Annotated in this window: 20 protein-coding genes; 9 read left to right on the forward strand and 11 right to left on the reverse strand. The window is 69.4% G+C overall.

Features of this window, described 5'->3' with window-relative positions; genetic code table 11:
- The 5 genes from VFV67_RS04275 to VFV67_RS04295 form a co-directional block, all read right to left on the reverse strand.
- Positions 1–756 (reverse strand): GAF and ANTAR domain-containing protein (locus tag VFV67_RS04275; protein ID WP_326467367.1); only part of this gene is annotated, 756 nt, incomplete at its 3' end.
- Between the two features lie 50 nt (positions 757–806).
- Positions 807–1,649, reverse strand: a complete 843-nt coding sequence (locus VFV67_RS04280; protein ID WP_326467368.1) for a GAF and ANTAR domain-containing protein — start codon at positions 1,647–1,649, stop codon at positions 807–809.
- Positions 1,650–1,700: 51 nt separating this feature from the next.
- Entirely contained in the window at positions 1,701–2,501 is an 801-nt protein-coding gene (locus VFV67_RS04285) for an SDR family NAD(P)-dependent oxidoreductase (RefSeq protein WP_326467369.1), read from the reverse strand.
- A 20-nt stretch (positions 2,502–2,521) separates the two neighbouring features.
- Positions 2,522–3,706: a zinc-dependent alcohol dehydrogenase gene (locus VFV67_RS04290; protein ID WP_326467370.1), complete on the reverse strand. Its 1,185-nt coding sequence runs from the start codon at positions 3,704–3,706 to the stop codon at positions 2,522–2,524.
- Between the two features lie 176 nt (positions 3,707–3,882).
- Positions 3,883–4,056 (reverse strand): CsbD family protein, encoded by a 174-nt coding sequence (locus VFV67_RS04295; protein WP_326467371.1) that lies wholly within the window; start codon positions 4,054–4,056, stop codon positions 3,883–3,885.
- A gap of 111 nt (positions 4,057–4,167) precedes the next feature.
- Between VFV67_RS04295 and VFV67_RS04300 the strand changes: the two genes are divergently transcribed.
- Positions 4,168–4,431, forward strand: coding sequence for a DUF4235 domain-containing protein (locus VFV67_RS04300; RefSeq protein WP_326467372.1), 264 nt, complete (start codon positions 4,168–4,170; stop codon positions 4,429–4,431).
- Positions 4,432–4,503: 72 nt separating this feature from the next.
- Here VFV67_RS04300 and VFV67_RS04305 read toward each other — a convergent pair whose 3' ends face one another.
- Positions 4,504–6,951: a beta-glucosidase family protein gene (locus VFV67_RS04305; RefSeq protein ID WP_326467374.1), complete on the reverse strand. Its 2,448-nt coding sequence runs from the start codon at positions 6,949–6,951 to the stop codon at positions 4,504–4,506.
- Positions 6,948–7,976, reverse strand: coding sequence for a LacI family DNA-binding transcriptional regulator (locus VFV67_RS04310; protein ID WP_326467375.1), 1,029 nt, complete (start codon positions 7,974–7,976; stop codon positions 6,948–6,950). The genes VFV67_RS04305 and VFV67_RS04310 overlap by 4 nt, the downstream gene beginning before the upstream one ends.
- A gap of 242 nt (positions 7,977–8,218) precedes the next feature.
- On the opposite strand from VFV67_RS04310, the gene VFV67_RS04315 reads away from it, so the two are divergent.
- The 7 genes from VFV67_RS04315 to VFV67_RS04345 all read left to right on the forward strand — a co-directional run bounded on the left by VFV67_RS04315 (position 8,219) and on the right by VFV67_RS04345 (position 18,681).
- Positions 8,219–9,178 (forward strand): sugar ABC transporter permease, encoded by a 960-nt coding sequence (locus VFV67_RS04315; RefSeq protein WP_326467377.1) that lies wholly within the window; start codon positions 8,219–8,221, stop codon positions 9,176–9,178.
- Positions 9,175–10,014 carry a carbohydrate ABC transporter permease gene (locus tag VFV67_RS04320; protein ID WP_326467378.1) on the forward strand — a complete coding sequence of 280 codons (840 nt, stop codon included), beginning with the start codon at positions 9,175–9,177 and terminating at the stop codon, positions 10,012–10,014. The genes VFV67_RS04315 and VFV67_RS04320 overlap by 4 nt, the downstream gene beginning before the upstream one ends.
- 100 nt (positions 10,015–10,114) lie before the next feature.
- Positions 10,115–11,380, forward strand: a complete 1,266-nt coding sequence (locus VFV67_RS04325) for an ABC transporter substrate-binding protein (RefSeq protein ID WP_326467380.1) — start codon at positions 10,115–10,117, stop codon at positions 11,378–11,380.
- Between the two features lie 46 nt (positions 11,381–11,426).
- Positions 11,427–14,579 (forward strand): family 78 glycoside hydrolase catalytic domain, encoded by a 3,153-nt coding sequence (locus VFV67_RS04330; RefSeq protein WP_326467381.1) that lies wholly within the window; start codon positions 11,427–11,429, stop codon positions 14,577–14,579.
- 52 nt (positions 14,580–14,631) lie between these two features.
- Positions 14,632–16,668: an alpha-L-rhamnosidase C-terminal domain-containing protein gene (locus VFV67_RS04335; protein WP_326467382.1), complete on the forward strand. Its 2,037-nt coding sequence runs from the start codon at positions 14,632–14,634 to the stop codon at positions 16,666–16,668.
- An 86-nt stretch (positions 16,669–16,754) separates the two neighbouring features.
- Positions 16,755–17,657 (forward strand): alpha-L-rhamnosidase C-terminal domain-containing protein, encoded by a 903-nt coding sequence (locus VFV67_RS04340; RefSeq protein ID WP_326467384.1) that lies wholly within the window; start codon positions 16,755–16,757, stop codon positions 17,655–17,657.
- Between the two features lie 469 nt (positions 17,658–18,126).
- The gene (locus VFV67_RS04345) at positions 18,127–18,681 is read left to right on the forward strand and encodes a hypothetical protein (RefSeq protein ID WP_326467385.1); all 555 of its coding nucleotides are present in this window, start codon (positions 18,127–18,129) and stop codon (positions 18,679–18,681) included.
- Positions 18,682–18,813: 132 nt separating this feature from the next.
- Here VFV67_RS04345 and VFV67_RS04350 read toward each other — a convergent pair whose 3' ends face one another.
- Both VFV67_RS04350 and VFV67_RS04355 read right to left on the reverse strand, forming a co-directional pair.
- Complete coding sequence (locus tag VFV67_RS04350; RefSeq protein WP_326467386.1) at positions 18,814–19,815, reverse strand: sigma-70 family RNA polymerase sigma factor; 1,002 nt, start codon at positions 19,813–19,815, stop codon at positions 18,814–18,816.
- The gene (locus tag VFV67_RS04355) at positions 19,812–20,570 is read right to left on the reverse strand and encodes an SDR family oxidoreductase (protein ID WP_326467387.1); all 759 of its coding nucleotides are present in this window, start codon (positions 20,568–20,570) and stop codon (positions 19,812–19,814) included. The genes VFV67_RS04350 and VFV67_RS04355 overlap by 4 nt, the downstream gene beginning before the upstream one ends.
- A gap of 155 nt (positions 20,571–20,725) precedes the next feature.
- On the opposite strand from VFV67_RS04355, the gene VFV67_RS04360 reads away from it, so the two are divergent.
- Positions 20,726–21,760 carry an LLM class flavin-dependent oxidoreductase gene (locus tag VFV67_RS04360; RefSeq protein ID WP_326467388.1) on the forward strand — a complete coding sequence of 345 codons (1,035 nt, stop codon included), beginning with the start codon at positions 20,726–20,728 and terminating at the stop codon, positions 21,758–21,760.
- Between the two features lie 60 nt (positions 21,761–21,820).
- On the opposite strand, the gene VFV67_RS04365 is transcribed toward VFV67_RS04360, so the two are convergent.
- Both VFV67_RS04365 and fdhF read right to left on the reverse strand, forming a co-directional pair.
- Positions 21,821–22,036 (reverse strand): formate dehydrogenase subunit delta, encoded by a 216-nt coding sequence (locus VFV67_RS04365; protein ID WP_326467389.1) that lies wholly within the window; start codon positions 22,034–22,036, stop codon positions 21,821–21,823.
- A 1-nt stretch (position 22,037) separates the two neighbouring features.
- A partial coding sequence (gene fdhF / locus VFV67_RS04370) for a formate dehydrogenase subunit alpha (protein ID WP_326467390.1) occupies positions 22,038–23,917 on the reverse strand: 1,880 nt, incomplete at its 5' end.

Consider the following 23,917-nt stretch of genomic DNA (forward strand, 5'->3'; position numbering starts at 1 on the left):
GGGGGATGGGGTGAGGATTTGGTCGGGTTCGAGGGTGCCGGTGACGATGTGCTGGGCGGTGTCGCTGAGCCGGGCGTTGTGGCTGCGGGCGTAGTTGCGTAGGGCTTGGAAGGCTTGGTCCATGTCGAGGCTGCCGGCCTGGGCGAGCACGCCCTTGGCCTGTTCGATGGCGATTCGGCTGTGCAGTGCGGTTTCCAGTTGCTCGGTGAGGATCTCGCCGCGGCGCACGGCCCGTTCCTGCAGGATGCCGATGGTGGCGGTGTCGGCCAGCGCCTGGGCGACGAGGAGGTCCTGGTCGGGTAGTGCGCCGGCGTCGTGGCCGAACAGGTTCAACGCGCCGATGGTTTGCCCGCGGAGGCGCAGCGGCACCGCGTGCACCCGGGAAAACCCCTCCCGCAGGGCTTGGGGGGCGAAGTGCGGCCAGCGGTGGGTGGCCAGGGTCAGATCGGGCATGAGGATCGGCTCGCCGGTGCGGACACAGTCCAGGCACGGGCCCTCGTTGGTCTGTACCTCGAACAGCTCCAGCAGCCGGGTCTGCTCCGTGGAGGAGGCGATGACCTGCAGGTCCCCGCCCGGCCGCTGGGTGGACAGCAGCAGCCCGGCGGCATCGACCTGCAGAATCCGCACACAATGCTGGGCCAGCTGATGCAGCAGATCGACCACGTCGTAGTCGTCGACCAGCGTGTCGGCCAACTGCACGAACGCCTCCAGCAGCCGTGACTCCCGCTGCGCACCGGCAGATCCGCTACCGCTCAATCGCCCGCTCCCATCCATCTGCCACCCGAGGGTAAACCCCTCCGCACACCTCAGCCGTCCAGGTCGAACGGAGACAACCGGCGGGCCACCAGGTCATCGGCCACCTCATCGACCAACCGGCCCGCGGCGAAGGCGAACCCACGCAACCGCACCAGCGCCTGCTCCGCCGGGATCCGCAACGCCGCCATCACCATCCCGGTCGCCTGATGCACCTGACCCCGGCGCAGCGGGAAGTCGACCCAACCGGCGATGGACCCCTCCGGCGAACCGGTATACGACCCGAGCAACACCACCGTGGCGACATCCACCGCATACAACGCGATGGCGATCTGCTCAGCGCTAAGCCAACCCGGCTGACGCCGGTACAGATCCATCGCCCCGATCCGCACCGCGCCGGTCTGCAACGGAAAAGCAAAGATCGCACCCACCGGCCAGTCAATCAACTCCGCGGCGAACAACGGCCACGACGGCGCCGCCACCGCAGCCAGATCCGGCACCAACACCGGCCGGCGGGACTGAAACGCCTCGAAACACGGCCCCTCACCAAGACTGAACTGCACCGCCTCGACATGGCCGATCACCTCGTCACTGGCATAGACCACCTCCCGGTTGTTCCCATCGGTCATCACCGACACCGACGCGCCGTCCACCGGAATCAACTCGATACAGACCCGACACAACCGCCCCACCACATTGCTGCCACCCGCCTGATCGAGCAGCGCCGCCCGAATCGTGGCGCGGACCTCATCCAGCGGCTCGGGTCGACCCGACAAACCCATCACCGTCGACCACCGCAACCCGCGATTGCCCAGGTAGCCACGATCCTGTGGACCACGATGACCTCCGCCACGCCGAGATGTGTCCGGACGCAGCGGGGTCCCGGCCCACGCCAAGAACCTCCCAACCGTACCCCGGCGCCGGCGCGGTGACCCGTTGACCAGTGGCTAACCCTGGGCCGAGCCCGGCTCGGACATGCGGCGGTGTGCCTGGGCCTTGACCGCCTCCGGTAGCACCTTGGCCGCCCCGGCCATCAGCTTGTTCTTCAGCGAGCCGGTCACCACGTGGTCCTTGCCGCGCATCAGCGCCTCGAACCCCTCCTTGGCGACCTGCGCCGGATCGTCCTTCTTGGCCGCGCCGAGCTTGGTGTCCTCGAGGCCGGCGCGCTCGAAGAACTCGGTGTCGGTCGGGCCGGGCATCAGCGCGGTCACGGTGATCCCACGGTCCTTCAGTTCCGCGCGCAGCGCCTCGGCGAACGACAGCAGGAAGGCCTTGGATGCCGCGTAGGTGGCTTCGAACGGGCCCGGCTGGGTCGCCGCGATCGACGAGGTGATCAGGATTCGTCCGGCCCCGTGGCGCACCATGTCCCGCACGGCGAGCTTGGCCAGGTGTACCGACGAACGCACGTTCAGGTCGACCACGCCCAGATCCGCCTCGAGTGAGGTCTCGGCGAACGGCCCGCCCACCCCGACCCCGGCGTTGATCGCTACCGCGTTCACCGGTCGTCCGGTCTTGGCCGCACGCGAGAAGACCAGTTCGACACCCTCGGCGGTGGTGAGGTCGGCCCGCACGGCCCCGACCCGCGCGCCCAGCGCCTGGAAATCCATTGCCACGTCGGTGATTCGGGCGTCCTCGGCGGCCACGACCAGATCGAAGCCGTTGCTGGCGAACTGCTTGGCCAGCTCATAGCCGATTCCGCTGGACGCTCCGGTCACGATCGCGAGCGGCCGCTCTGTGGCGTTGTTCATGGCGCGATCCCCTTGTCCGGTCAGGGTTGCAGCACGACTTTGATCATGCTGTCCTGCTTCTTCTGGAAGGTCTCGTAGGCCTGTGGCGCGGAGTCGAGGGGCAGGTGGTGGGTGGCGAACGACTCGGTGCCGAGGGGGTCCTCGTCGGTCAGCAGGGGGAGGATTTCCGGGATCCAGCGCCAGACGTTGGCTTGGCCCATGCGCAGTTGGATCTGCTTGTCGAACAACGTCATCATGGGTAGCGGGTCGAGCATGCCGCCGTATACCCCGATGATCGAGATGGTGCCGCCGCGGCGGACGGTCTCGATGGCCAGCCGCAGGGCGTGCAGCCGGTCGATTCCGGCCCGGCGCATGAGGTTCGCGGCCAGCGGGTCGGGCAGCAGCGCGGTCACCCCCTGCGCGATCCGGGCCGCGGGTGCACCGTGCGCCTCCATGCCGACCGCGTCGATCACCGCGTCCGGTCCGCGGCCGCCGGTCGCATCACGGATCACCTCGGCCATGTCGTTGGGATGCTCGCGCAGGTCCAGGGTGTGCACCCCGCGGTCCCGCGCCCGGGCGAGCCGCTCGGCAACCAGGTCGACGCCGATCACCTGACCGGCGCCGCGATGCAGCGCGACCCGCGCGGACATCTCGCCGATCGGACCGAGGCCGAGCACCGCCACGCTGCCCCCGGCCGGGATCCCGGCGTACTCGACCGCCTGCCACGCCGTGGGCAGCACGTCGGAGAGGTAGACGAACCGGTCGTCCGGCGGACCGTCCGGCACCTTGATCGGCAACGTGTTGCCGAACGGTACCCGCAGGTACTCCGCCTGCCCGCCCGGCACCTGCCCGTAGAGCTTGGTATAGCCGAACAGACTCGCCCCCATGCCGGTCTCCCGCACCTGCGTCGTCTCGCACTGCGACTGGAGGCCCTGCCCGCACATGAAGCAGGTGCCGCAGGAGATGTTGAACGGCACGACCACCCGGTCTCCCGGTTTCACCGCGGTCACCCCGGACCCGACCTCCTGCACCACGCCCATCGGCTCGTGACCCAGGATGTCGCCCTCGTCGAGGAACGGGCCGAACAGTTCGTAGAGGTGCAGGTCCGACCCGCAGATACCGGTCGAGGTGACCCGTACGATCACATCGGTCGACTCCTTGATGATCGGATCCGGCACCGTGTCCACCCTCACGTCCCGCTTACCGTGCCAGGTGACCGCCTTCATCCCACACCTCCGCCATCTCGTTCCCAGGAGTTAGACGTTCCCCCGGCCTGGAGCACTAAACGAGAATGGGAGCGGGTAACCGAATCGAGGGAGACGGGGTTACCGGCCGGGCCGCCACTCCTCTGTGGACATGAGGAGGGGCCGGGCATTCGTGCCCGGCCCCTGGATGGATGGTGTCAGTCCTTGAAGGCGTCCTTGACCTTTTCCACGGCCTGCTTGAGGTTGCCCTTGGCCTTCTCCGCGGTACCTTCGGCTTCCAACTCTTCATCGTCGGTCGCCCGGCCCGCTGTTTCCTTGATCTTGCCCTTGACCTCGTCGGCCTTGCCCTGAAACTTGTCCTCTGTGCTCATGTCGGTTCCTCCGGCGGAGGGGTGCCCGGTGACCGGCGCGGCAAAACGTCAGCGGCCGGCATGGCTCCGGTCGGCTGCGGGTATCCGTGCTCTCAGACCAAGGAGGTCGCGATGCACAAACTGCTCTACAAGCCGCTCGGCATGCTGTTCGGCGTGCTCGGTGGACTATTGGCCAGCCTGCTGTTCAAGAAGGTCTGGCAGCTCAGCACCGGCGAGCCGGAGCCGCCGCAGGCCACCGACCGGGACTTCACCTGGCGTGAGGTGCTCATCGCCGCCATGATCCAGGGAGCGGTCTTCGGACTGGTCAAGGCCGCGATCGACCGTGGCGGCGCGGTCGGCTACCGCAAGCTCACCGGGGCCTGGCCGGACGACTGACCCGACCACACCGGCTCGCAATGCTCGCGGAGCCGCGTAACGACCGGGTCCGTTCCCGGGCTGCCGTGGCCGCTATGGCGATGTTTCCACGGTGATCGGCAGTTCGCGGCTTGAGTGTCCGATGTGGAGCAGGTAGGTACCGGGTTCGGTGTGCCATCCTCCGCCGGCCCAGTGTTGGAAGGACCGGGCGGGGAGGGAAATGTCGGCGGTGGCTTCCTCGCCGGGTCGGGCGGTGACGATGGTCCAGGCGACCAGCCAGCGGGGCGGGCGGGAGATGGTGGTGTCCGGTTTGCTGGCGTAGACCTGGATGGTTTCCGATCCCGCCCGGCTGCCGGTGTTGCGCAGGCGGACGGTGAGGCCGGTGGGGGTGGGCCGGGCGGCGAGGTAGTGCCAGGTGGTGTAGCCGAGGCCGTGTCCGAACGGGAACAGCGGGGTTCGGGCGGTGGCGTCGTAGTGCCGGTGGCCGATGTCGAGGCCTTCGGTGTAGCGCAGGGTCGCGTCCACCGGAGTGGTCGTGGGCAGGTCGTGTTCGTCGGCGGGCCAGGTGACCGGAAGTCGCCCGCCAGGTTCGGTGACCCCGGTGAGCACGTCGGCGAGGGCGCTGCCGAACTCCTGGCCGGGAAACCAGGTGAGCAGGATGGCGGGGATGTCGTCCGCCCAGGGGAGCAGGACCGGTGCGCCGCTGTTGGCGATCACGACGGTTCGGGGGTTGGCGGCGGCGACCAGGGCGACGAGTTCGTCCTGCCGGCCGGGCAGAGCCAGGGTGGTGCGGTCGAATCCTTCGCTTTCCACCTCCTCGGTGGTGCCGACCACGACCACGACGAGGTCGGCATCGGCGGCGAGGGCGGCGGCTTCGGCGAGTTCCGTGTCGTCGTCGCTGTCGCGGTCGGCGTTGAGCTGGAAGGTGACCGCCTCGACGGTGGCGGCACCGAGACCGGTGGCGCTGGCCGGGACGTAGCGCACCACGAGGTCGGCGGGCGAACCGCCGGACAGGTCGACGGGCGCGATGAGCTGCGGCGGCCGCATGACGCTTTCCACGAAGTCGGCGCCGGGCGGCAGGACAAGGGTGTGCTCGGCGACCACCGTGCCGTCGACGGTCAGCCGGAAGGCGCCCACCCCGGAGGCGCCGACCAGGTACCGGCCGGGCCGAGGTGGGTGGAGCCGGGTGTGGACCTCGATTTCGGCGACGTCGGAAATGGCGATGCCAGCACCGAACGAGGACATCCATTTGTAGCTGGCGCTGGCGCGGTCCTGGGTGCCGAGTTCGGTGCCGTCGGCGGCGAGCAACCGGATCCGAGCGCCGGGTTGCCCGTCGGGCCGGCGCAGCAGGGCCGGGTCGGCGACCGGCACGCGGGCGCTGATCCGGCCGCCGCGTCCGTACTCCACGGTGACGTCGGGACCGAGAGCGGCGCGGAGACCGTCCAGCGGCGAGATCGTGTAGGGCGGGAAGACGGTCGCGCTGCCGCCGCCGAGGGTGCGCGCGACCGCGGCGTTGGCGCCCAGCACGGCTACCCGGCGCAGCCGGGCGACGTCCAGCGGCAGCAGCGGTTGCGCGCCGGCCACGGAAACGTTGCGGGCCAGGACGAACCCGGCCGCCGCGCTCGCGCGGAGCTCGGCGGAGATCTCCTCGGGCGTCCAGGGTCGGGCCGGGACACCGGGAACGCCGTCCAGTGCGCCGACCCGGGCGGCCAGCCGCAGCAGGCGCAGCACCTTGTCATCGACCAGCGCTTCGTCGATCTCACCGGCGCGGACCGCGGCGATGAGAGCCTCGCCCCACGGTCCGGCGGGGCCGGGCATGATCAGGTCGAGCCCGGCGGTGGCGCCGGCCAGGGTGCGGCCGGCGTACCAGTCGGTCATGGTGAGCCCGTCGAAGCCCCACTCCCGGTGCAGGATCTGGTGCAGCAGCGGGGATTCGGTCATGGTGTGGCCGTTGACGCTGTTGTAGGCGGCCATCACCGACCACACGCCGGCCTCGCGCACGATGGTCTCGAACGGCGCCAGGTACAGCTCGCGCAGCGTGCGCTCGTCGACGACCACGTCGACGGTGTGGCGCTGTGTCTCGGAGTCGTTGGCCACGAAGTGTTTCACGGTCGCCCCGACACCCTGCGACTGCAGGCCGCGCACGTAGGCGGCGCCGATCCGGCCGGTCAGCACCGGATCCTCGCTGAAACACTCGAAATGCCGGCCGCCGTACGGGGTGCGGTGCAGGTTGACGGTCGGCGCGAGCAGAACGTCGACGCCCTTGCGGCGAGCCTCGGCGGCCAGCAACCGGCCAAGGCGCTCGACGCGGGTCTCGTCCCAGGTGGCGGCCAGCGTCGTGGGGGAGGGCACGTTGGCCGAGGGGTCGCGCTCGTCCCAGGTCCGGCCCCGCACACCGGCCGGCCCGTCGGAGACGACCAGCCGGCGCAGACCGATCGCCGGTTCGGCGTGCAGGGTCCAGAAGTCGGCGCCGGTGAGCAGCCGAACCTTCTCCGCGAGGCTGAGCCGGGTCAACCGGTCCCGCAGTTCGGTTTCCGTCATGCCGGCGGGGCGGCGGTGCTGTGCCGCACGACCAGTGTGGGGGAGAGCTTGACCTGGGCGGTCGGTCTCTCCCGGTCGGCGATGCGGTCCAGCAGGAGCCGGGCGGCGGTGCCGCCGATGTGCCGGCCGGCCTGGTCAACGCTGGTCAGCGAGATCGGGCCGAGGGCGGCGAAGGCGGTGTTGTCGTAGCCGGCGACCGAGATGTCGCCGGGGACCGACAGGCCGGCCTCGGTGAGCGCTTCCAGCACCCCCATGGCCACCACGTCGGCGCCGGCGAAGATCGCGGTGGGCAGCCTGGAGCGCGCCAGAAGTTGTTGGGCGCCAAGGTATCCACCGTCGCGGGTGTAGCTGGTGGAGACGATGTCCGGGTCGAGGCCGTGGGCCTGCATGGCCGCCCGGTAACCCTCGGCCCGGATCGCGTTGGGCATCTCGGCCAGGCGGATGGGGTTCGTCTCGTGGTGCTCGATGTGGGCGATGTGGCGGTGGCCGAGACCGGCCAGGTGATCGACGATCAGGGCGGCGCCTGCGGTGTCGTCGTCGGCCACCGTGTCGTAGGCCGTGGAGCGTCCGTGCCGGCCGACCACCACCGTGGGCACCATGCGGGCGATCCGCTCCAGGTGGGGACGCGGCACGACCGGGGCGATCAGTACCACGCCGTCCATCCCGCGGTCGATCATCGCATCGATGACCCTGGCCTCGGCCCGCTCGCCGTTGCAGTGACTGGGCCCCAACAGAACCTGGTAGTCGGTGTCCCGTAGCTGATCGTCGACCCCGTCGAGGATGTCCGGGAAGAACGGGTTGCGCAGATCGGGCACCAGCACGCCGACCGTGTAGGTCTGGCCGCGCATCGCCCTGGCCCCCGCGTGCGGCCGGTAACCCAACTCGGCGATCGACGCCTGCACCTTGGCCCGCATGGTGGGGCTGGTGCCGTAGGCGTTGCGCAGCACCTTGGACACCGCCGTCGTGGATACCTGGGCGTGCCGGGCCACGTCGACGATGGTGATGCGCCGGGACTGTGGTTGCATCCAGGTTCCTCCGAGCGGACGCGGGAAACGTTGCCGCCGAGTGTAGGGGACCAAGGTCGGTAACCGTGATGTGGCGCGGCCGACATCTTGACGTCATTCCAGCAGGCTCCTAGAGTCGGCCGCAACATTCGTAAAACGTTACTCAAACCAGCCAACTGGAGAAGCCAGCAGGGCCGGTCGGCTGACGCTGGCCCGGGTCCCGCACGTCCCTGGATTTAAACGTTTCAAGAAGGTGGACAACGGTGACCATCGCCCCGACCGACCGGCGTCAGGCCCCGGTCGCTGTCGCGCCCGCCGGTCGTGGTCGCGGCAGTGCTCCGGCCGGTCGCCGCCGGGTCGGCCCGCCGTGGTGGTTCGCGGCGCCGGCGATGCTGTTGTTCGCCTTCGTGGTGCTGGTGCCGAGTGCGCGCGGGGTGTACTACGCGTTCACCGACTGGGACGGCCTGGACCCGGACTACTCCTTCATCGGGCTGGGCAACTTCGCCACCATGGTCGGTGATCCCGTTGCGCTGCAGGCGATCTGGCACACGCTGGTGATTGCCGTTGCGATCACGGTGATCCAGAACGGAATCGGGCTGCTACTGGCGCTGGGGGTCAACAGTGCCATCAGGTCGCGCAACCTGCTGCGGGTGTTCCTGTTCGCTCCGGCGGTGATCACCCCGATCGTGACCGCCTACCTGTGGCGCAACCTGCTCGGCCCGGACGGCGCGGTCAACAGCCTGCTCGGCGCGGTCGGGTTGGACTCCTGGCAGCAGGATTGGCTGGGCGACCCGCAACTGGCCCTGTGGTCGGTGGTGGGGGTCGTGGTGTGGCAGTTCGCCGGTTACTCCATGGTGATCTTCCTGGCCGGGTTGCAGTCGATTCCGCGGGAGATCTACGAGGCCACGGCCATCGACGGGGCCGGCCCGGTGCGGCGGTTCTGGTCTGTCGTCGCACCGTTGCTGGCCCCGGCGTTCACGGTCAACCTGATGCTGTCGATCATCGGCGGGATCAAGCTGTTCGATCAGGTGTACGCGTTGACCGGCGGCGGACCCGGGCACGCCACCGACACCATCTCGACGCTGATCTACACGGACGCGTTCACCCTTGGCGAGTTCGGCTACAGCATCGCGCTCGCGGTGGTCCTCACGATCATCGTGGCGGTCGCCTCCGCCGGGCAGTACCTCGTGCTGGCCCGCAACGAGAAGAGGGCGGCGGCATGAGCGGAGCTGGCGGATTGAACCGGTACCGGGTGCGCACGTTCGGGTTGGAACTCGTGATGATCGCCGTCGCCGCGGTGATCGGCTTCCCGATCTACGTGCTGGTCAACCTCGCCGTGCGGGCGCCGTCGGACGCCTCCTCGCCGATCCGGCCGACCACCTCGCCCACTCTCGACAACTTCACCGAGGCCTGGCAGCAGGGTGCGCTCGGCGGCGCGCTGATCAACAGCGCTCTGGTGACCGCCGGCAGCGTGATCATCGTGCTGGCCGTCTCGTCGCTGGCCGCCTACCCGCTGGCCCGGGTGACCGCCCGCTGGTCCCGCTGGACGTTCCTGGTGATCATGCTCGGTCTGGTGCTGCCGTTCCAGTTGGCCGCTTTGCCGCTGTATCAGACGATGCGCGATCTGGGCCTGCTGGGCACGGTGTGGTCGCTGATCCTGTTCTACTCCGGGCTACAGGTGCCGTTCACGGTCTTCCTCTACGTCGCGTTCCTGCGGACGCTGCCCCGCGACTTCGAAGACGCCGCGCTCATCGACGGTTGCACGCCGCTGCAGGGTTTCCGGTTCGTGGTGTTCCCGATGCTCAAGCCGGTCACGGTGACCGCGTTGGTGCTCAACGCGGTCGCGGTGTGGAACGACTTCTTCACCCCGCTGCTGTACCTGTCCGGCAGCACCCAGCAGACCATGCCGGTCGCGATCGCCGGTTTCGTCGGCCAGTTCGTCACCGACTGGAACCTCATCTTCGCCGCACTGGTGATCAGCATCGTGCCGATCGCGGTCGTCTACTTCGCGCTGCAACGCAGCATCATCAACGGTTTCGCCGGAGGGCTGCGGGGATGACCACCTGGAAGCTCGAACCGTCCAGCGCGGGAGTCACCCTGCGGCCGGCGTCCGGCCAGCACACCGTCAATGCCGTCGCACCTTCCTCACAGGAGACACCATGAAGAAAATCCCCCTGGCGGCCGCGATCAGCGTCCTCGCCATGCTCGCCGCGGCCTGCGGCGGCGGCACCAACGCCGGTTCCGGTGCCGCCGCGGGTGAAGACGCCACCCTCACGCTCGCCTCGGTGGACCAGGGTTCGGTCGAGGACGTGGTGAAGGCGTTCGAGGCGGCCAACCCCGGCGTCAAGGTCAACTTCAGCACCAGCGGCGCCGACCAGTACCAGCAGCAGATCCGCACCCAACTGTCCTCGGGCACCGCCCCCGACGTGCTGTCGGTCTGGCCGGGCAACGGCAACCCCGGCGCCACCCACGTGCTGGCCAAGCCCGGTTACCTGCGTGACCTGTCCGATCAGCCGTGGGCCGCCAAGTACCCCAACGCCATCAAGAGCGTCGCCCAGTACGAGGGCAAGACCTACACCGCCATCTTCGGGGTCAACGGCATCGGCGCGGTCTACAACCAGGAGGCGCTGACCAAGGCCGGGCTCACCGCACCGGGCACCTGGACCGAGCTGCTGAACTTCTGCCGCGCCGCCGCGGCGAAGGGGACGCCCGCGTTCGCGCTGGGCATCCAGGACAAGTGGGTGACCCAGATCGTGCTCTACGCGCTTGTCGCCACCACCGTCTACGGCCCCGACCGCGACTTCGACAAGAAGATGCAGGCCAAGCAGGCGAACTTCGCCAACTCGGCATGGACCGCCGCCATGGCCAAGTACCAGGAGATGGACCAGACCGGCTGCTTCCAGAAGAACCCGCTCGGCACCAGCTACGAAGCCAGCCAGGAACTCGCCGCCACCGGCAAGACCCTCGGGCTGGTCCAGGGCAACTGGGTGATCGCCCTGCTCAAGAAGCAGAACCCGAACGGCACGTTCACCCTCAAGCCGCTGCCGGCCACCGACGACACGGCCGGCTTCCTCATGCCGGGTGCGGCCGGCGCCGGATACGGCATCAACGCCAAGGCGAAGAACCCCGAGCTCGCGCTGAAGTTCGTCAACTACGTGATGTCTCCGGAGGGCATGAACCTCTACGTGAAGAAGCAGGGTGGCCTGCCCGCGCTGCCGGACACCGGCTTCGCCGTCGATGCTTCCCTGACCGAACTGTCCAAGTTCCTCACCAGCGACCGGACCGTGCCGTTCATGGACCAGCTCTGGCCCAACGCCAAGGTGCAGCAGACCATGCTCACCGGGCTGCAGGAAATCTTCAGCGGACAGTCCACTTCGGACAAGATGCTCACCGCGATGGACACCGACTATCAGTCTGGAGCGTGACCCCGTGCGTAGGTCAGCGGGACTCGTGATGGCCCTGACCCTCGTCATGACACAGGTACTCGGCGGCACCCCGGCCGCCGCGCACGACGGCCAGCCCAACGTGAAGGTGGTCAATCTCCGGGTGGACGGCCGGCCGGACCGGCCGTTGGGGATCGACGACGTCAACCCGGTGTTGTCGTGGCAGATGGTCGAGACCCGGCGCGCGGCCGACCATCCGTGTCAGCGGCGCGATGTGCGGCGGTCCTGTCCGGCCGATCGTCAAGTGGCCTATCAGGTTCAGGCGGCGACGAGTGAGGGGAATCTCAGGCGTGGCCGGTTGATCTGGGACTCGGGCATGGTGGAGTCCGCCGTGCAGTCCGGTGTGCGCTATGCCGGGCGGGCGTTGGCCTCGCGCGGGCGGGTGGTCTGGCGGGTCCGGGTCTGGGATGCCGACCGGCGGGCGTCGGACTGGAGCGAGCCGTCGTCGTGGGAGATGGGTCTGCTGGCGCAGAGCGACTGGGGATCGGCCCGGTGGATCGAGTATCCCGGTCGGTCCGAGGCGCAGCCGATGCCGATCTTCGCCCGTCAGTTCACCGTGGACCGCCGCAGGCAGGTTGCCGGGGCTCGGCTTTACCTGTCCGGGGTGGGGCTGCACCTGCCGACCCTCAACGGCCGGGCGCTGTCCGACGAGGTGCTGGCCCCGGGCAACGCCAACTATCAGCTCTCCAGCGAGTATCGCACCTACGACATCACGGACGAGTTGCGCACGGGCGGCAACACGCTGGGTGTGCGGCTGGGCAACGGCCCGGCCTATGTCCGGCGCAGCGTCACCAACCCGGCCGTCGGCCGCACGGCGCCGTATTCGTGGTGGCAGAGCCAATTCAAGGGTGCCGGCACCCTGGTCGCCGACGCGACACCGGATGCCACGACGGTGCGGCTGGACGACGTCGCCAACTACCATGTCGGCGGCACGATCAACATCGACACCGGCGGCGGCGGCGACAATCTGGAGTCGCGGGTGATCACCGCGATCGGCACCGCGGGCGCGGACGGCACCGGGATCACGTTCACGCCGGGTCTGGCCAAACCGCACACCACGGGTGCGGCGGTGACGGGATCTGGCAACAACATCGCGGCGACCGATCCGAGTGCCGGCGCGGCGGTCACGCCCCGCCTGATCGCGCGGCTGGAGATCTCCTACACCCACGGTCCGGTCGACGTGATCGTTTCCGACCGCGGTTGGCGTACCGCGCTCGGTGCGCTGGTCACCGATGCCTGGTATTCCGGTGCCGACTACGACGCGCGCCGCGAGCAGGTCGGCTGGGACGCTCCCGGTGCCGATCTGTCGGCCACCGCGAAGCGTCGGGACGGTTCGGACATGGGCTGGGTGGACGCCGGGATCGCGCCGCCGCCCAATCTGGCCACCCGGCTCGTCGCCCGCACCGCGCCGCCGGTCAAGGCGGTCGAGACGTTCCGGCCGGTGTCGGTGACCAATCCGGCGCCGGGCACCTGGGTGTTCGACTTCGGGCAGAACATCGTCGGCTGGCCCCGACTGCGCCTGGACGGCACCGTCCCGAGTGGAACCACCATCCGGATGTCGCCCGCCGAGTCGCTGGCCGCCGGTGGCACCGTGGACCAGGCCTCGCTGATGGGCGGTGGCGGTGGCCGCGGCCGGGACCTGTTCAACACCTACACCGCCGCCGGACTTGTCGGGGAGACCTGGCATCCGGACTTCAACTACTTCGGCATGCAGTGGATCCAGGTCACCGGCCTGCCGGAGGGCTACACGCCCACCGCCGACCTGATCACCGGGATTCGGCTGCAGGCGGACACGCCGGTGGCCGGTGCGGTCAGCACCTCCAACGCCCGGATCAACCGGATCCACACGATGGCCCGGTATTCGTTCGCGGGCAACATCATGTCGGTGTTCACCGACTGTCCTGGCCGGGAAAAGCTGTCCTACCCGGCGGACTACACGATGCCGATGGGCGCCATTCACCGCAACCACGACCTCGCGGCGTTCCTGCGGACCACGATGCGGCATCTGGTCGAGGGACAGTCCGTGGCGGACAGTCCGATGTTCGGCAACGTGGCGCTGAAGACCCCGGTCTACGACTGGGGCTACACCGGCCGGTTCGGTGACGAGATCAACTGGGGTGACGCGATCATCCTGGTGCCTGCGTTGCTCTACGAGCTCTATGGCGACACCGAGACCATGGCCCGCTACTACGACCGGATGGTCGACTTCGCCGACTACATCCAGCGGCAGAAGGTCGGCACCGGCGCCGACGCGCACATCGTCGATGCCGCGCTGGCCGACTGGGTCTCCGCCGAGCAGACCTCCGGCCGGATCACCGGGACCTGGGGCTACTACACCATGATCGGCAAGCTGGCCACGATGGCCGAGCTGACCGGGCACGCCGAGGACGCCGCGCGGTACCGCACCCTCGCCGGTGAGATCAGGACCGCGTTCAACGCCCATTTCTACAACCAGCAACTGCGCCGCTACACCGCCGACGGCAACGCCGGGACCACCGGCGCCACCCAGACCGCACAGGCGCTGGCGCTGGATGCCGGGCTGGTCCCGGACACCGAACGGGCGGCCGTGCTCGACGCGCTGGTCGAGCTGGTCTACGCCTTCCACCCCAACGGCGACGGCCCGCACTTCAGCGGCGGCACCATCGGCATGGCTCCCACCGTCCGAGCCCTGGCCGCCGCCGGCCGCGACGACGTCCTGTGGGATCTCCTGCAGGAGGACGAGCAACCCGGCTACGGGTTCTTCATGGAGTCCACCGTCGCCAACCCGGGCGGCATGACCACCATGGGCGAGCGCTGGAACCGCGGCGACTCCAAGAACCACATGATCCTCGCCCAGATCGAGGAGTGGTTGCACACCGGGCTGGCCGGCATCCGCGAGGCGGGTGGCTCCACCGCCTACCGCGCGCTGGTCATCCAACCCAAGGTGGTCGGCGACCTCACCTCGGTGACGGGCAGCTATCAGACGCCGCACGGCCTCGCGCGGTCGGAGTGGACCAAGAGTGATCGGCGATTCCGGTTGACCGTCCAGATCCCGGCGAACACCACCGCCGAGGTCTGGGTGCCGAACCAGACCGGGCGTCCGGTCGTGGCCTCGCATCGGGCCACCTTCCTGCGCGTCGACGGCAACCACGCCGTCTACCGCGTCCCGTCCGGCTCGTTCACATTCGTGGCGGCAACCTAGCCGTCAGAACATGCTGTCCATTTCGGACACTGTGAACGCAAGGAGGATCCGCATGCCGAACAGCAGTGGATTCAGCGCATACCCGGCGCGCACCAAGCGCCGATGGAAGACCCTCCGGATGGTCACCGCCATGGCGGTGACCGCGGTGGTGGCCGTCGCGGCTCCCGCTACCGCGACGGCCACCGCCGCCGAACTGCCCACCTGGCCGGCCAACCCGGACTGGCAGCGCCTCGTGCCCGCCCCAACCAGCAATGCCGTGCGGCCGGTCGGCGTGGTCCGCACCCACGGATCGGTGACCAACCCGGGGGCGTTGACCGGCCAGAGCAGCGGGTCGGCGGTGCTGACCGTCCCGTCCGGGGGCGCGCCGGCCATCGTGGTGCTCGATTTCGGCAAGGAGGTCGGCGGCAACCCCTTCCTCACTGTGTCCGCCGCGTCGGCGGCCTCGACCACGGTCCGGGTGGCGACCAGCGAGGCGCTGCCGTTCCTGACCAGGGCCACGAACGGCTTGTACAACAACGACAACGGCTCGGTGGTCACGTTTTCGGTCACCGGACCACGCACCTACACCGGTGGCCTGCGCGGTGGTTTCCGGTTCGCGGCCATCCAGCTGACCTCGCCCGGCACGCTCACGCTGAGCGCCGCCGGGGTGAACTTCGCCGCGTACCGGGCGACTCCGGACCGGTACCAGGGCTACTTCATCTCCAGCGATGACCAGTTGAACCGGATCTGGTACGCCGGGGCCTACACCGCGCAGCTGGACATGGTGCCCGCCGGCGTCGCGCCCTGCTTCCGGGCGCCGGTCATCTTCGACGGCGCCAAACGCGACCGGGCCATCTGGTCCGGCGACCTGATGATCACCGACCCGGTCGCGCTGCTGTCGATCGGCACCAACGGCGTGCCCTACATCAAGGGCTCCATCGACAGCATCATGAACCTGCAATCCGCCAGCGGCCGGCTGACCAGCGCGGTCGGCTTCCGTGGCTGCGGCGCGTTCGACTACGCCGTCACCTACTCCGCCTACTCGGCGATCATCGCCATCCAGTACTACCGCTACACCGGCGACACCGCCTACCTCACCGCGCTGCGCCCGAGACTCGAGGCGGCCACGGCATTCCACGCGACGAGGCTGAACGCCAACGGTCTGGTCGTGACCGGCGACCCGGACTACTGGCAGACCCGGCAGAACGGCGAGGTCACCGAGTACAGCCTGGCCTACTACGAACTGCTGCAGAACATGATCTGGCTGGAGACCCGGATCGGCACCCCGGCCCGGGTCACCGAGTACACCACCAAGGCCGCCGCACTCAAGACCGCGATCAACGCCCGGCTGTTCAACACCACCGCCGGCCTGTACGTGCACACCGACACCCGGCGCACGGTGTTTCCGTTGGATGCCAACGTCAACGCCATCCGCCTCGGCGTCGCGCCCGCGGAGCGGGTGGCGGGAATCCTGGCCTACTTCCGGGATCGCTGGCAGGCGCACGGCAGCCAGATCTCCCAACCGGCACCGAGCATGGCCGACCCGGGCGGGCACACCATCGAGCCGCTCAACAACACCTGGGAGGTGATGGCCCGGTTCCACAGCAACGACACGGGCGGCGCGCTCGAGCTGATCCGGCGCCACTGGGGCATTCAGGTCGACCCCAACAGCGGCTACTACACCGGCACGTTCTGGGAGTTCGTCGGCAGCAACGGCCTGCCCACCCGCGGCTTCGACAGCCTCGCCCACGCCTGGGGAGCCGGCCCGACCCAACTGCTCACCGAATCCGTCCTCGGCGCGACCCCCGTCGACCCCGGCTACACCACCTGGCAGGTCAAACCCCAACCCGCCACCCTCGCCTGGGCACAAGGACAGGTCCCGACCCCGCGCGGCCCGCTCGCGGTCCGGTGGGCCCAGGACACCGCCGGCCAGTTCCACCTCCAGGTCGTCTCCCCGGCCGGCACCGGCGGTGAGGTGTGGGTCCCCCTCGCCTCGACGGCCGGCACCAGCACGGCACTGACCGCGGGCGCCACGTTCCTGCGCCGCACCGGGAACTACGACGTCTATCGGGTCGGAGCCGGAACGTTCGAGTTCAGCTCCGCCCCCTGACGGGACCAGGGCTGACCGGGGGTCAGCGGCGGGGGCGATGACCTCGCCCCCGCCTGGTCGTCTGCTCGAAGGAGAGTGAGATCGCCATGATGAAACGATCCATCGCCGTCCTGAGCGTCCTGCTCGCCACGGGGTGGTCGGTCGGTGTTCCGGCCACAACCGCAGCGACGGGCGGCCCGGCCTGGCACTCCTACGTCCTGGCCCCGCCGACCCCGCAGGTGTCACCGGTCCGGGTGGAGACCAGGGGCACGGTCGCCAACCCGCAGACCCTGGTGCGGGGCAAGGGAAGTCCGACCACGCTGACCACGGTCGCGGGCCAGACCCCGGCGTCGGTCGTGCTCGACTTCGGCGTCGAGGTCGCCGGCACGCCCTTCCTCGACCTCACCGCACTCGACGGCGGGGCCACGCTGACCCTGGCCACCGGTGAGGCGCGGCAGTTCCTGCGCCGGCCCGCTGCGACCACGGTTGCCGTCGCCGCGCCGGCCGGCGCGACCACGGTGACGCTGGCGTCCGCGGCGAACCTCGAAGTCGGCAACACGATGGTCGACGAGAACGACCCCCTCTACACCGGCGCACTCTGGGAATTCAAGAACGCCACCGGCGGCGTCAACCGCGCCACCGCCAGCCTCGCCCACGGCTGGGCCGCCGCCCCCACCGTGCAACTCACCGAACAGGTCCTCGGCATCACCCCGGTCGACCCCGGCTACGCCACCTGGAACATCAAACCCCATCCCGGCAACCTCTTCTGGGCCCAGGGCGCCGTCCCCACCCGGTTCGGCGACATCACCGCCCACTGGGTCTCCACCGGCTCGGTCTTCTTCCTGCACACCCAGACCCCCGCCAACACCAACGGCACCATCGCCGTCCCCGCCACCGCCGGATCCCGGGTCCTCATCGACGGCCGCCCCGCCCGAGGCCCCATCGACGACGGCTACCTCCAACTCACCGTGCCCGGCGGCCGGCACACCGTCATCGTGATCGGAGGCTGACCAGGGCGGGCGCCCGGGGAGCCCCACATACCCGGGCGCCCGCTCCACGCATTCCCGGTCCGCGCCTACGTCGTCTCGGTGCGGCGGACGATGGTTTCGGCGCCGTCGTCCCAACGCCATGGCACGTGGCGTCCGTGCAGCTGGACACCACCGATCCAACGGTCACGAAAAATGTGTTCCGCTGCGCGGAACGGAGGGTTGCGGCACAGCGGCGACCGGCGCAACCTCGACGCAGGCACCCGAGAAGGATGCGATCGCACGCGCGTCAGCACGTCAGGTCTGGTGCTGAGGACGGCGCCGCCGTCCGGCCGGACCGGTTGACAGCAATGGCGCGCGCCATTTCTCTGCGAGCATTTCCGGTCATCAAAAAATTGTGTTCCGTGGGGCGGTACACGGGGTTGTGATCATTGGTTTCGTGGTGTGTGCTGCGCGGACTCCCTACATATGGCAGGGCTTCGAGGAGGAACCGATGAGAACTATTCTGTACCGGCGATTTCCGGGCGCGGTCACGAGGAAAAGCTGGACGGTCGGGCTGCTGGCCGTGTTCGGAGTGACCATGCTGGCCGGGCCAGGCCCGGCCGCCGCGACGGTGGGGGACCTGGCGTGCACCGTTTCGTCCACGATCACCTATTCGCCGGGAATCACCCTGACCCCGTCCAATCAGACGGTCACGTGGTCGGTGCAGTACAGCGGCTGCACGTCCACAACCGGAGCCACCGTCACCACCGGCAGCCGAGGCGGCAGCATCACCCGGGAACGCAGCTGCCTGGCCGTGGAACCGCCGTTGGACGGTACCCGCACGATCACCTGGAACGACGCCACCACCAGCGTGGTCGACAGCACCGGCCTGGCCGTGGATGCGGGCGGCCAGACCGTCTACACGATCACCGGCACAGTCATCTCGGGCCGGTTCACCGGGGACACGTTCCTCGAGGTGGTGACCCAGTCATCGCTGAACCTGCTCGCGTGCGCAACGACGGGCGTGACGAGCCAGACCGGCACGGGTGCGGTCACCTTTGCCTAACCTCAAGCCGGGAAACGACAACGGGCGCCGAGCCCCCGCCCGGCGCCAGCGACACCACCGCGCACATACATGTTGCAACACATGCGAATCTCCTGAACCCACACGACATCCCGGCCAGCGCCGGGGGAGCGGTCATCCTCGGCGAGGTGTATGCCGACCCGCTGCGGGACGGAAGGTGGGCACCAGGGTCGGGTCGTTGAAGGCCGTGATGCGGGCGATCCGGGTGTCGATCAGGGTCAGGACCTGGATGCCGTGTGGCTCGTACCGGCCGTCGGCCGTGCGTTCGTAGCAGACCGCGGCGGGTTGGCCGTTGGCGCGGGTGGGAACCAGCCGCCACCGGCCCGGCCGCAGTATCCGGGCCGCGAGGAACCCGATGACCGCCCGGCGGCCGGTGAACCAGGTTGGGGTCGGCGGCATCTCGACCTCGACGTCGGCGCGCAGGAGCGTCGTCAGCGCGTTGAGGTCGGCTCGGACGAACGCGTCGACGTAGCCGTCCAGCAGGGTTCGCTGGACCTGCTGGTCCGGCTCGGCCAGGACGTCGGCGACCGGCCCGGCGTCGGCCATGCGGGATCGGGCGCGGCGCAGCGTGCTGTCCACCGCCGCCGTTGTCGTGCCGAGCATCTCGGCGACTTCGGCGGTGGAGAAGGCGAGCACGTCGCGCAGGGTCAGCACGGCCCGTTGTCGGGCCGGAAGGTGCTGGAGTGCGGCGATGAACGCAAGCCGCACCCCGATCCGGCCGGCGACGACGTCCGCCGGGTCGCCGAGCAGGGCGTCGGGGGCCGGCTGGAGCCAGGGCACCGACGGATCCCCGTCTGCCACGGCCACCCGGTGATCGTCGGCCGGTGCGCCCAGTCCGGACGGCAGCGGGCGTCGGGAGCGCCGTTCCAAGGCGGTCAGGCAGGCCATGGTGGCGATCTTGTAGAGCCATCGCCGCACCGACGAGCGGCCCTCGAACCGGTCGAACGCGCGCCACGCCCGAAGGTAGGTCTCCTGCACCAGGTCCTCGGCGTCGTGGACCGAGCCGAGGATCCGGTAGCAGTGCGCGAGCAGCTCTGGCCGGAACGGCTCGACCTGGTCGGCGAACTCGGCGTCGGACGGCATCGCGGCGCTCCCGGGGCTGCGGGTGCGGTTCACTGTATGCGGTGGCCTTGGTCGACCGGGCGAAGTCCGGTGCCGTTGATCTGGTACTCCGGGCCGCTGCCGGAATCCGCGGCGATGCTCAGGACGGCCTTGGCGACCTGGTCCGGTGTGAGGATCGGCCGCAGGCCCTCGGCGAAGGTGGCCGGATCGACGCCCTGGCGCGCGGCATAGCCGGCCACCCCGACCGTGCCGAGGTCGGTGGCCGGGGTCAGGTGCGGAAGCAGGGTGACGAACCGGATGTCCAGTCCGGCCCGGTCCGACTCCTCGGCGGCATAGCCGCGCAGGTACCGGATGGCGGCTTTGGCGCTGGCGTAGCCGCCGCTGAGCGGGGAGCCGCCCAGTACGGCGCCGCTGGACAGGGCGATGACCACGCTGCCCGGCGCCAGCGGCTCGCGCAGCGCCGCCCGGGTCCAGCCGAAGGCGTGCCGGGTGTCGGTGTTCCAGTTGCGGCTGAAGGTTTCCCAGGTCTGTTCGTGCACCGGCGCCATGTGCGGCACCGCGCCGGCAGCCAGGACCAGCAGGCCGGGCCGATACTCGTGGATCACCTTGCGGGCCAGCGGTTCGTCCGTGGCATCGGCGGCCATGGGAACGAAACTCGCGCCTAGCTCGTCTGGCATGGCCTGCAGCCGCTGTTCATCGCGGGCCACCCCGACGACCCGCGCGCCTTCCGCGACGAGCAACGTGGCGATCGCGCGCCCGAAGCCGCGGCTGGCACCGGTGACGACGGCGGTCTGGAGAGGTTCGGACATCGGGCACTCCGTGTTGGTGGTTGGGCTCGGTCCACATCTAGACCAGCCACCACCGGAAAATCCGTCGTCGCGGGCCGAAACCACCGGGTTCCACGATGTGGTCAGCCCGCGAATCCGTGTATGTGCCGTTCGGGTGGCGCTGGTTAGCTGGACCGGTGCCCTTGCCTTCGGAGCCGTTGCTGAAGTTGGGTTTCCTGACCATCGGGTTGTTCGACGGGGATGATCCGCGGCCGGGTCACGAGTCGACGCTGGAGATCATCGAGTTGGGTGAGCGGTTGGGCTTCGACTCCGCCTGGGTGCGGCACCGCCATCTGCAGTTCGGCATCTCGTCTCCGGTGGCGGTGCTGGCGGCGGCCTCGCAGCGCACCAGCCGGATTTCGCTTGGCACCGCGGTCATCCCGCTGGGCTGGGAGAATCCGTTGCGGCTGGCCGAGGATCTGGCCACGGTCGACATCCTGTCCGGTGGCCGGCTCAATCCCGGGGTGAGTGTCGGCCCGCCCATCCGCTACGAGCACGTCCGGGCGGCGTTGTATCCGGACACCGGTGACGTGGAGGACTTCAGCTACCAGCGGGTGCGCCGGCTGCTTGACCTGGTGCGGGGCGAGCCGGCCGGCGTCGGGGGCAGCGAGGGGTTCGAGGTCTTCTCCGAGCGGGTCCAGCCGCATTCCCCCGGTTTGGCGGACCGGATCTGGTACGGCGGCGGCAGCCTGCGCTCGGCGCGGTGGGCCGGTGAGCAGCGGATGAACTTCCTGTGCAGCAACGTGGTGCAGGCCGAGAACGCCGACGGTTCGCCGGGATTCGCGGCGATCCAACACGCGCATGTCCGGACATTTCGGGCGCATCACCCGGACGGTGCGCCGGCCAGGGTGAGCCAGGGACTGGTGGTGATCCCGACCGACAACGCCACGGCGCGGCAGCGGGCGAAGTACGCCGAGTTCGCCCGGATGCGCGCTCCGCGCACGGCCGTCCCGCAGGGACCTCGGGGGTTGATGTTCGCCCTTGACCTGGTCGGCACGTCCGCCGAGATCGCCGAACGGCTCTACGCCGACCCCGTCTTCCGTGAGGTGCACGAGGTCGCCTTCGCCCTGCCGTTCACCTTCGAGCATGACGACTATGTGCAGATCCTCACCGACATCGCCACCGTGCTCGGTCCCGCACTCGGCTGGAAACCGGCCGTACCATCCACATAGGACAGACTCGGCGATTCGCTACCGCGCCTGCGCGAGTGGTGGAGGGTACCGGGGCCGGTGTCAGTTTCTGAGGAGGCGGAGCGCTTCCAGGACGAGTGGATCCAGGTAGGCGGTGTCGGTTTCGGCCCGGGTGAGCAGGTCGGTCCGCATGCTGGGGGCCCAGAACATGCGGATGTGGTTGGCGATGGCGCTGGCCGCTTCGTCGGCCGGCCGATGGTGGAACTGGACGGCGATCTCGTTGGCCAGGCGGACCTGCGCCGGAACCGCGGATGCCATCTCAGTCGGACACCGTGACCGGGATGGCGTCGCGGGCCACCGTCGCGGCGGGTTCCGCGGCCGTGCGCAGACCGACCTGTACGGCCGTGACCTTGTACTCCGGGCAGTTGGTGGCCCAGTCGGAGTTCTCGGTGGTGACCACGTTGGCGCCGGTGACCGGGTGGTGGAAGGTGGTATAGACCACGCCGACCGGCACCCGGTCGGTGATCACCGCGTGCAGCGTGGTCTCACCGACCCGGCTGGACAGCGACACCTCGTCACCGGTCTTGATGCCGCGCACCTCCGCGTCGTGCGGGTGGATCTCGAGCACGTCCTTCGGATGCCAGGCCACGTTGGCGGTGCGGCGGGTCTGCGCGCCGACGTTGTACTGGCTGAGGATTCGGCCGGTGGTCAGGATCAGCGGGTACTTTCGGGTGCTGCGCTCGCTGGTCGGCACGAACGGGGTCGGCACGAAGTGCCCCTTGCCCCGCACGAACCGGTCCACGTGCATGATCGGGGTGCCTTCCGGCGCCGCGTCGTTGCACGGCCACTGCACGCTGCCCAGCCGGTCCAGCTTCTCGAACGACACCCCGGCGAACGTCGGCGTGACCGCGGCGATCTCGTCCATGATCTGGCTCGGGTGGTCGTAGTGCATGGGGTAGCCCATGGCCTGGGCGATCTCGCAGGCGACCTGCCACTCGTGCTTGCCGGTCGTGGGTGGCATCACCGGGCGTACCCGGTTGATCCGGCGTTCGGCGTTGGTGAACGTGCCGTCCTTCTCAAGGAACGAGGTGCCCGGCAGGAACACGTGTGCGAACTTGGCCGTCTCGTTGAGGAACAGGTCCTGCACCACGACCAGGTCCATGGCGCTCAACGCCGCGGTGACGTGCTTGGTGTTCGGATCGGACTGGGCGAGGTCCTCGCCCTGCAGGAACAGCGCGCGGAACGTGCCGTCGATGGCCGCGTTGAACATGTTCGGGATCCGCAGGCCCGGCTCGGCCAGGATCGGCCGGCCCCACATGGTCTCGAACACCGAGCGCACCGCGTCGTCGGACACGTGCCGGTAGCCGGCCAACTCGTGCGGGAACGAGCCCATGTCGCATGAGCCCTGCACGTTGTTCTGACCGCGCAACGGGTTCACGCCGACCCCGTCCCGGCCGATGTTCCCGGTCGCCATGGCGAGGTTCGCCATGCCCATCACCATCGTCGAGCCCTGGCTGTGCTCGGTGACCCCGAGGCCGTAGTAGATCGCCGCGTTGCCGGCCGTCGCGTACAACCGGGCCGCCGCGCGCAGTTCCTCCGCCGGCACGCCGGTCGCGGTTGCCAAGGCCTCCGGGCTGTGCTCCGGCCGGGCGATGAACTCGGCCCACTCCGCGTAGCCCTCGCACCGTTCGTCGACAAAGGACCGATCGATGAGGTCTTCGGTCACCGCGACGTGCGCCATCGCGTTGATCACGGCTACGTTCGCGCCCGGGGCGAGCTGCAGGTGATGCTCGGCCCGGATGTGCGGTGTCCGCACCAGGTCGATCCGCCGCGGGTCGATCACGATCAGCTTGGCGCCCTCCCGCAGCCGGCGCTTCATCCGGGAGGCGAACACCGGGTGCCCGTCGGTCGGGTTCGCACCGATCACCACGATCACATCGGCCTCGGCCACCGAGCGGAAGTCCTGGGTGCCGGCCGATGTGCCGAAGGTGGTCTTCAGGCCGTAACCGGTCGGCGAGTGGCAGACCCGGGCGCAGGTGTCGACGTTGTTGTTGCCGAACGCCGCCCGGACCAGCTTCTGGACGACGTAGACCTCCTCGTTGGTGCAGCGCGAGGAGCTGATGGCGCCGATGGAGCCCTGGCCGTGCTCGGCTTGGATCTCCAGGAACCGGCGGGCCGTGAAGGAGATGGCCTCGTCCC

The organism is Actinophytocola sp. (assembly GCF_035762905.1).
GTDB lineage: Bacteria > Actinomycetota > Actinomycetes > Mycobacteriales > Pseudonocardiaceae > DASYTH01.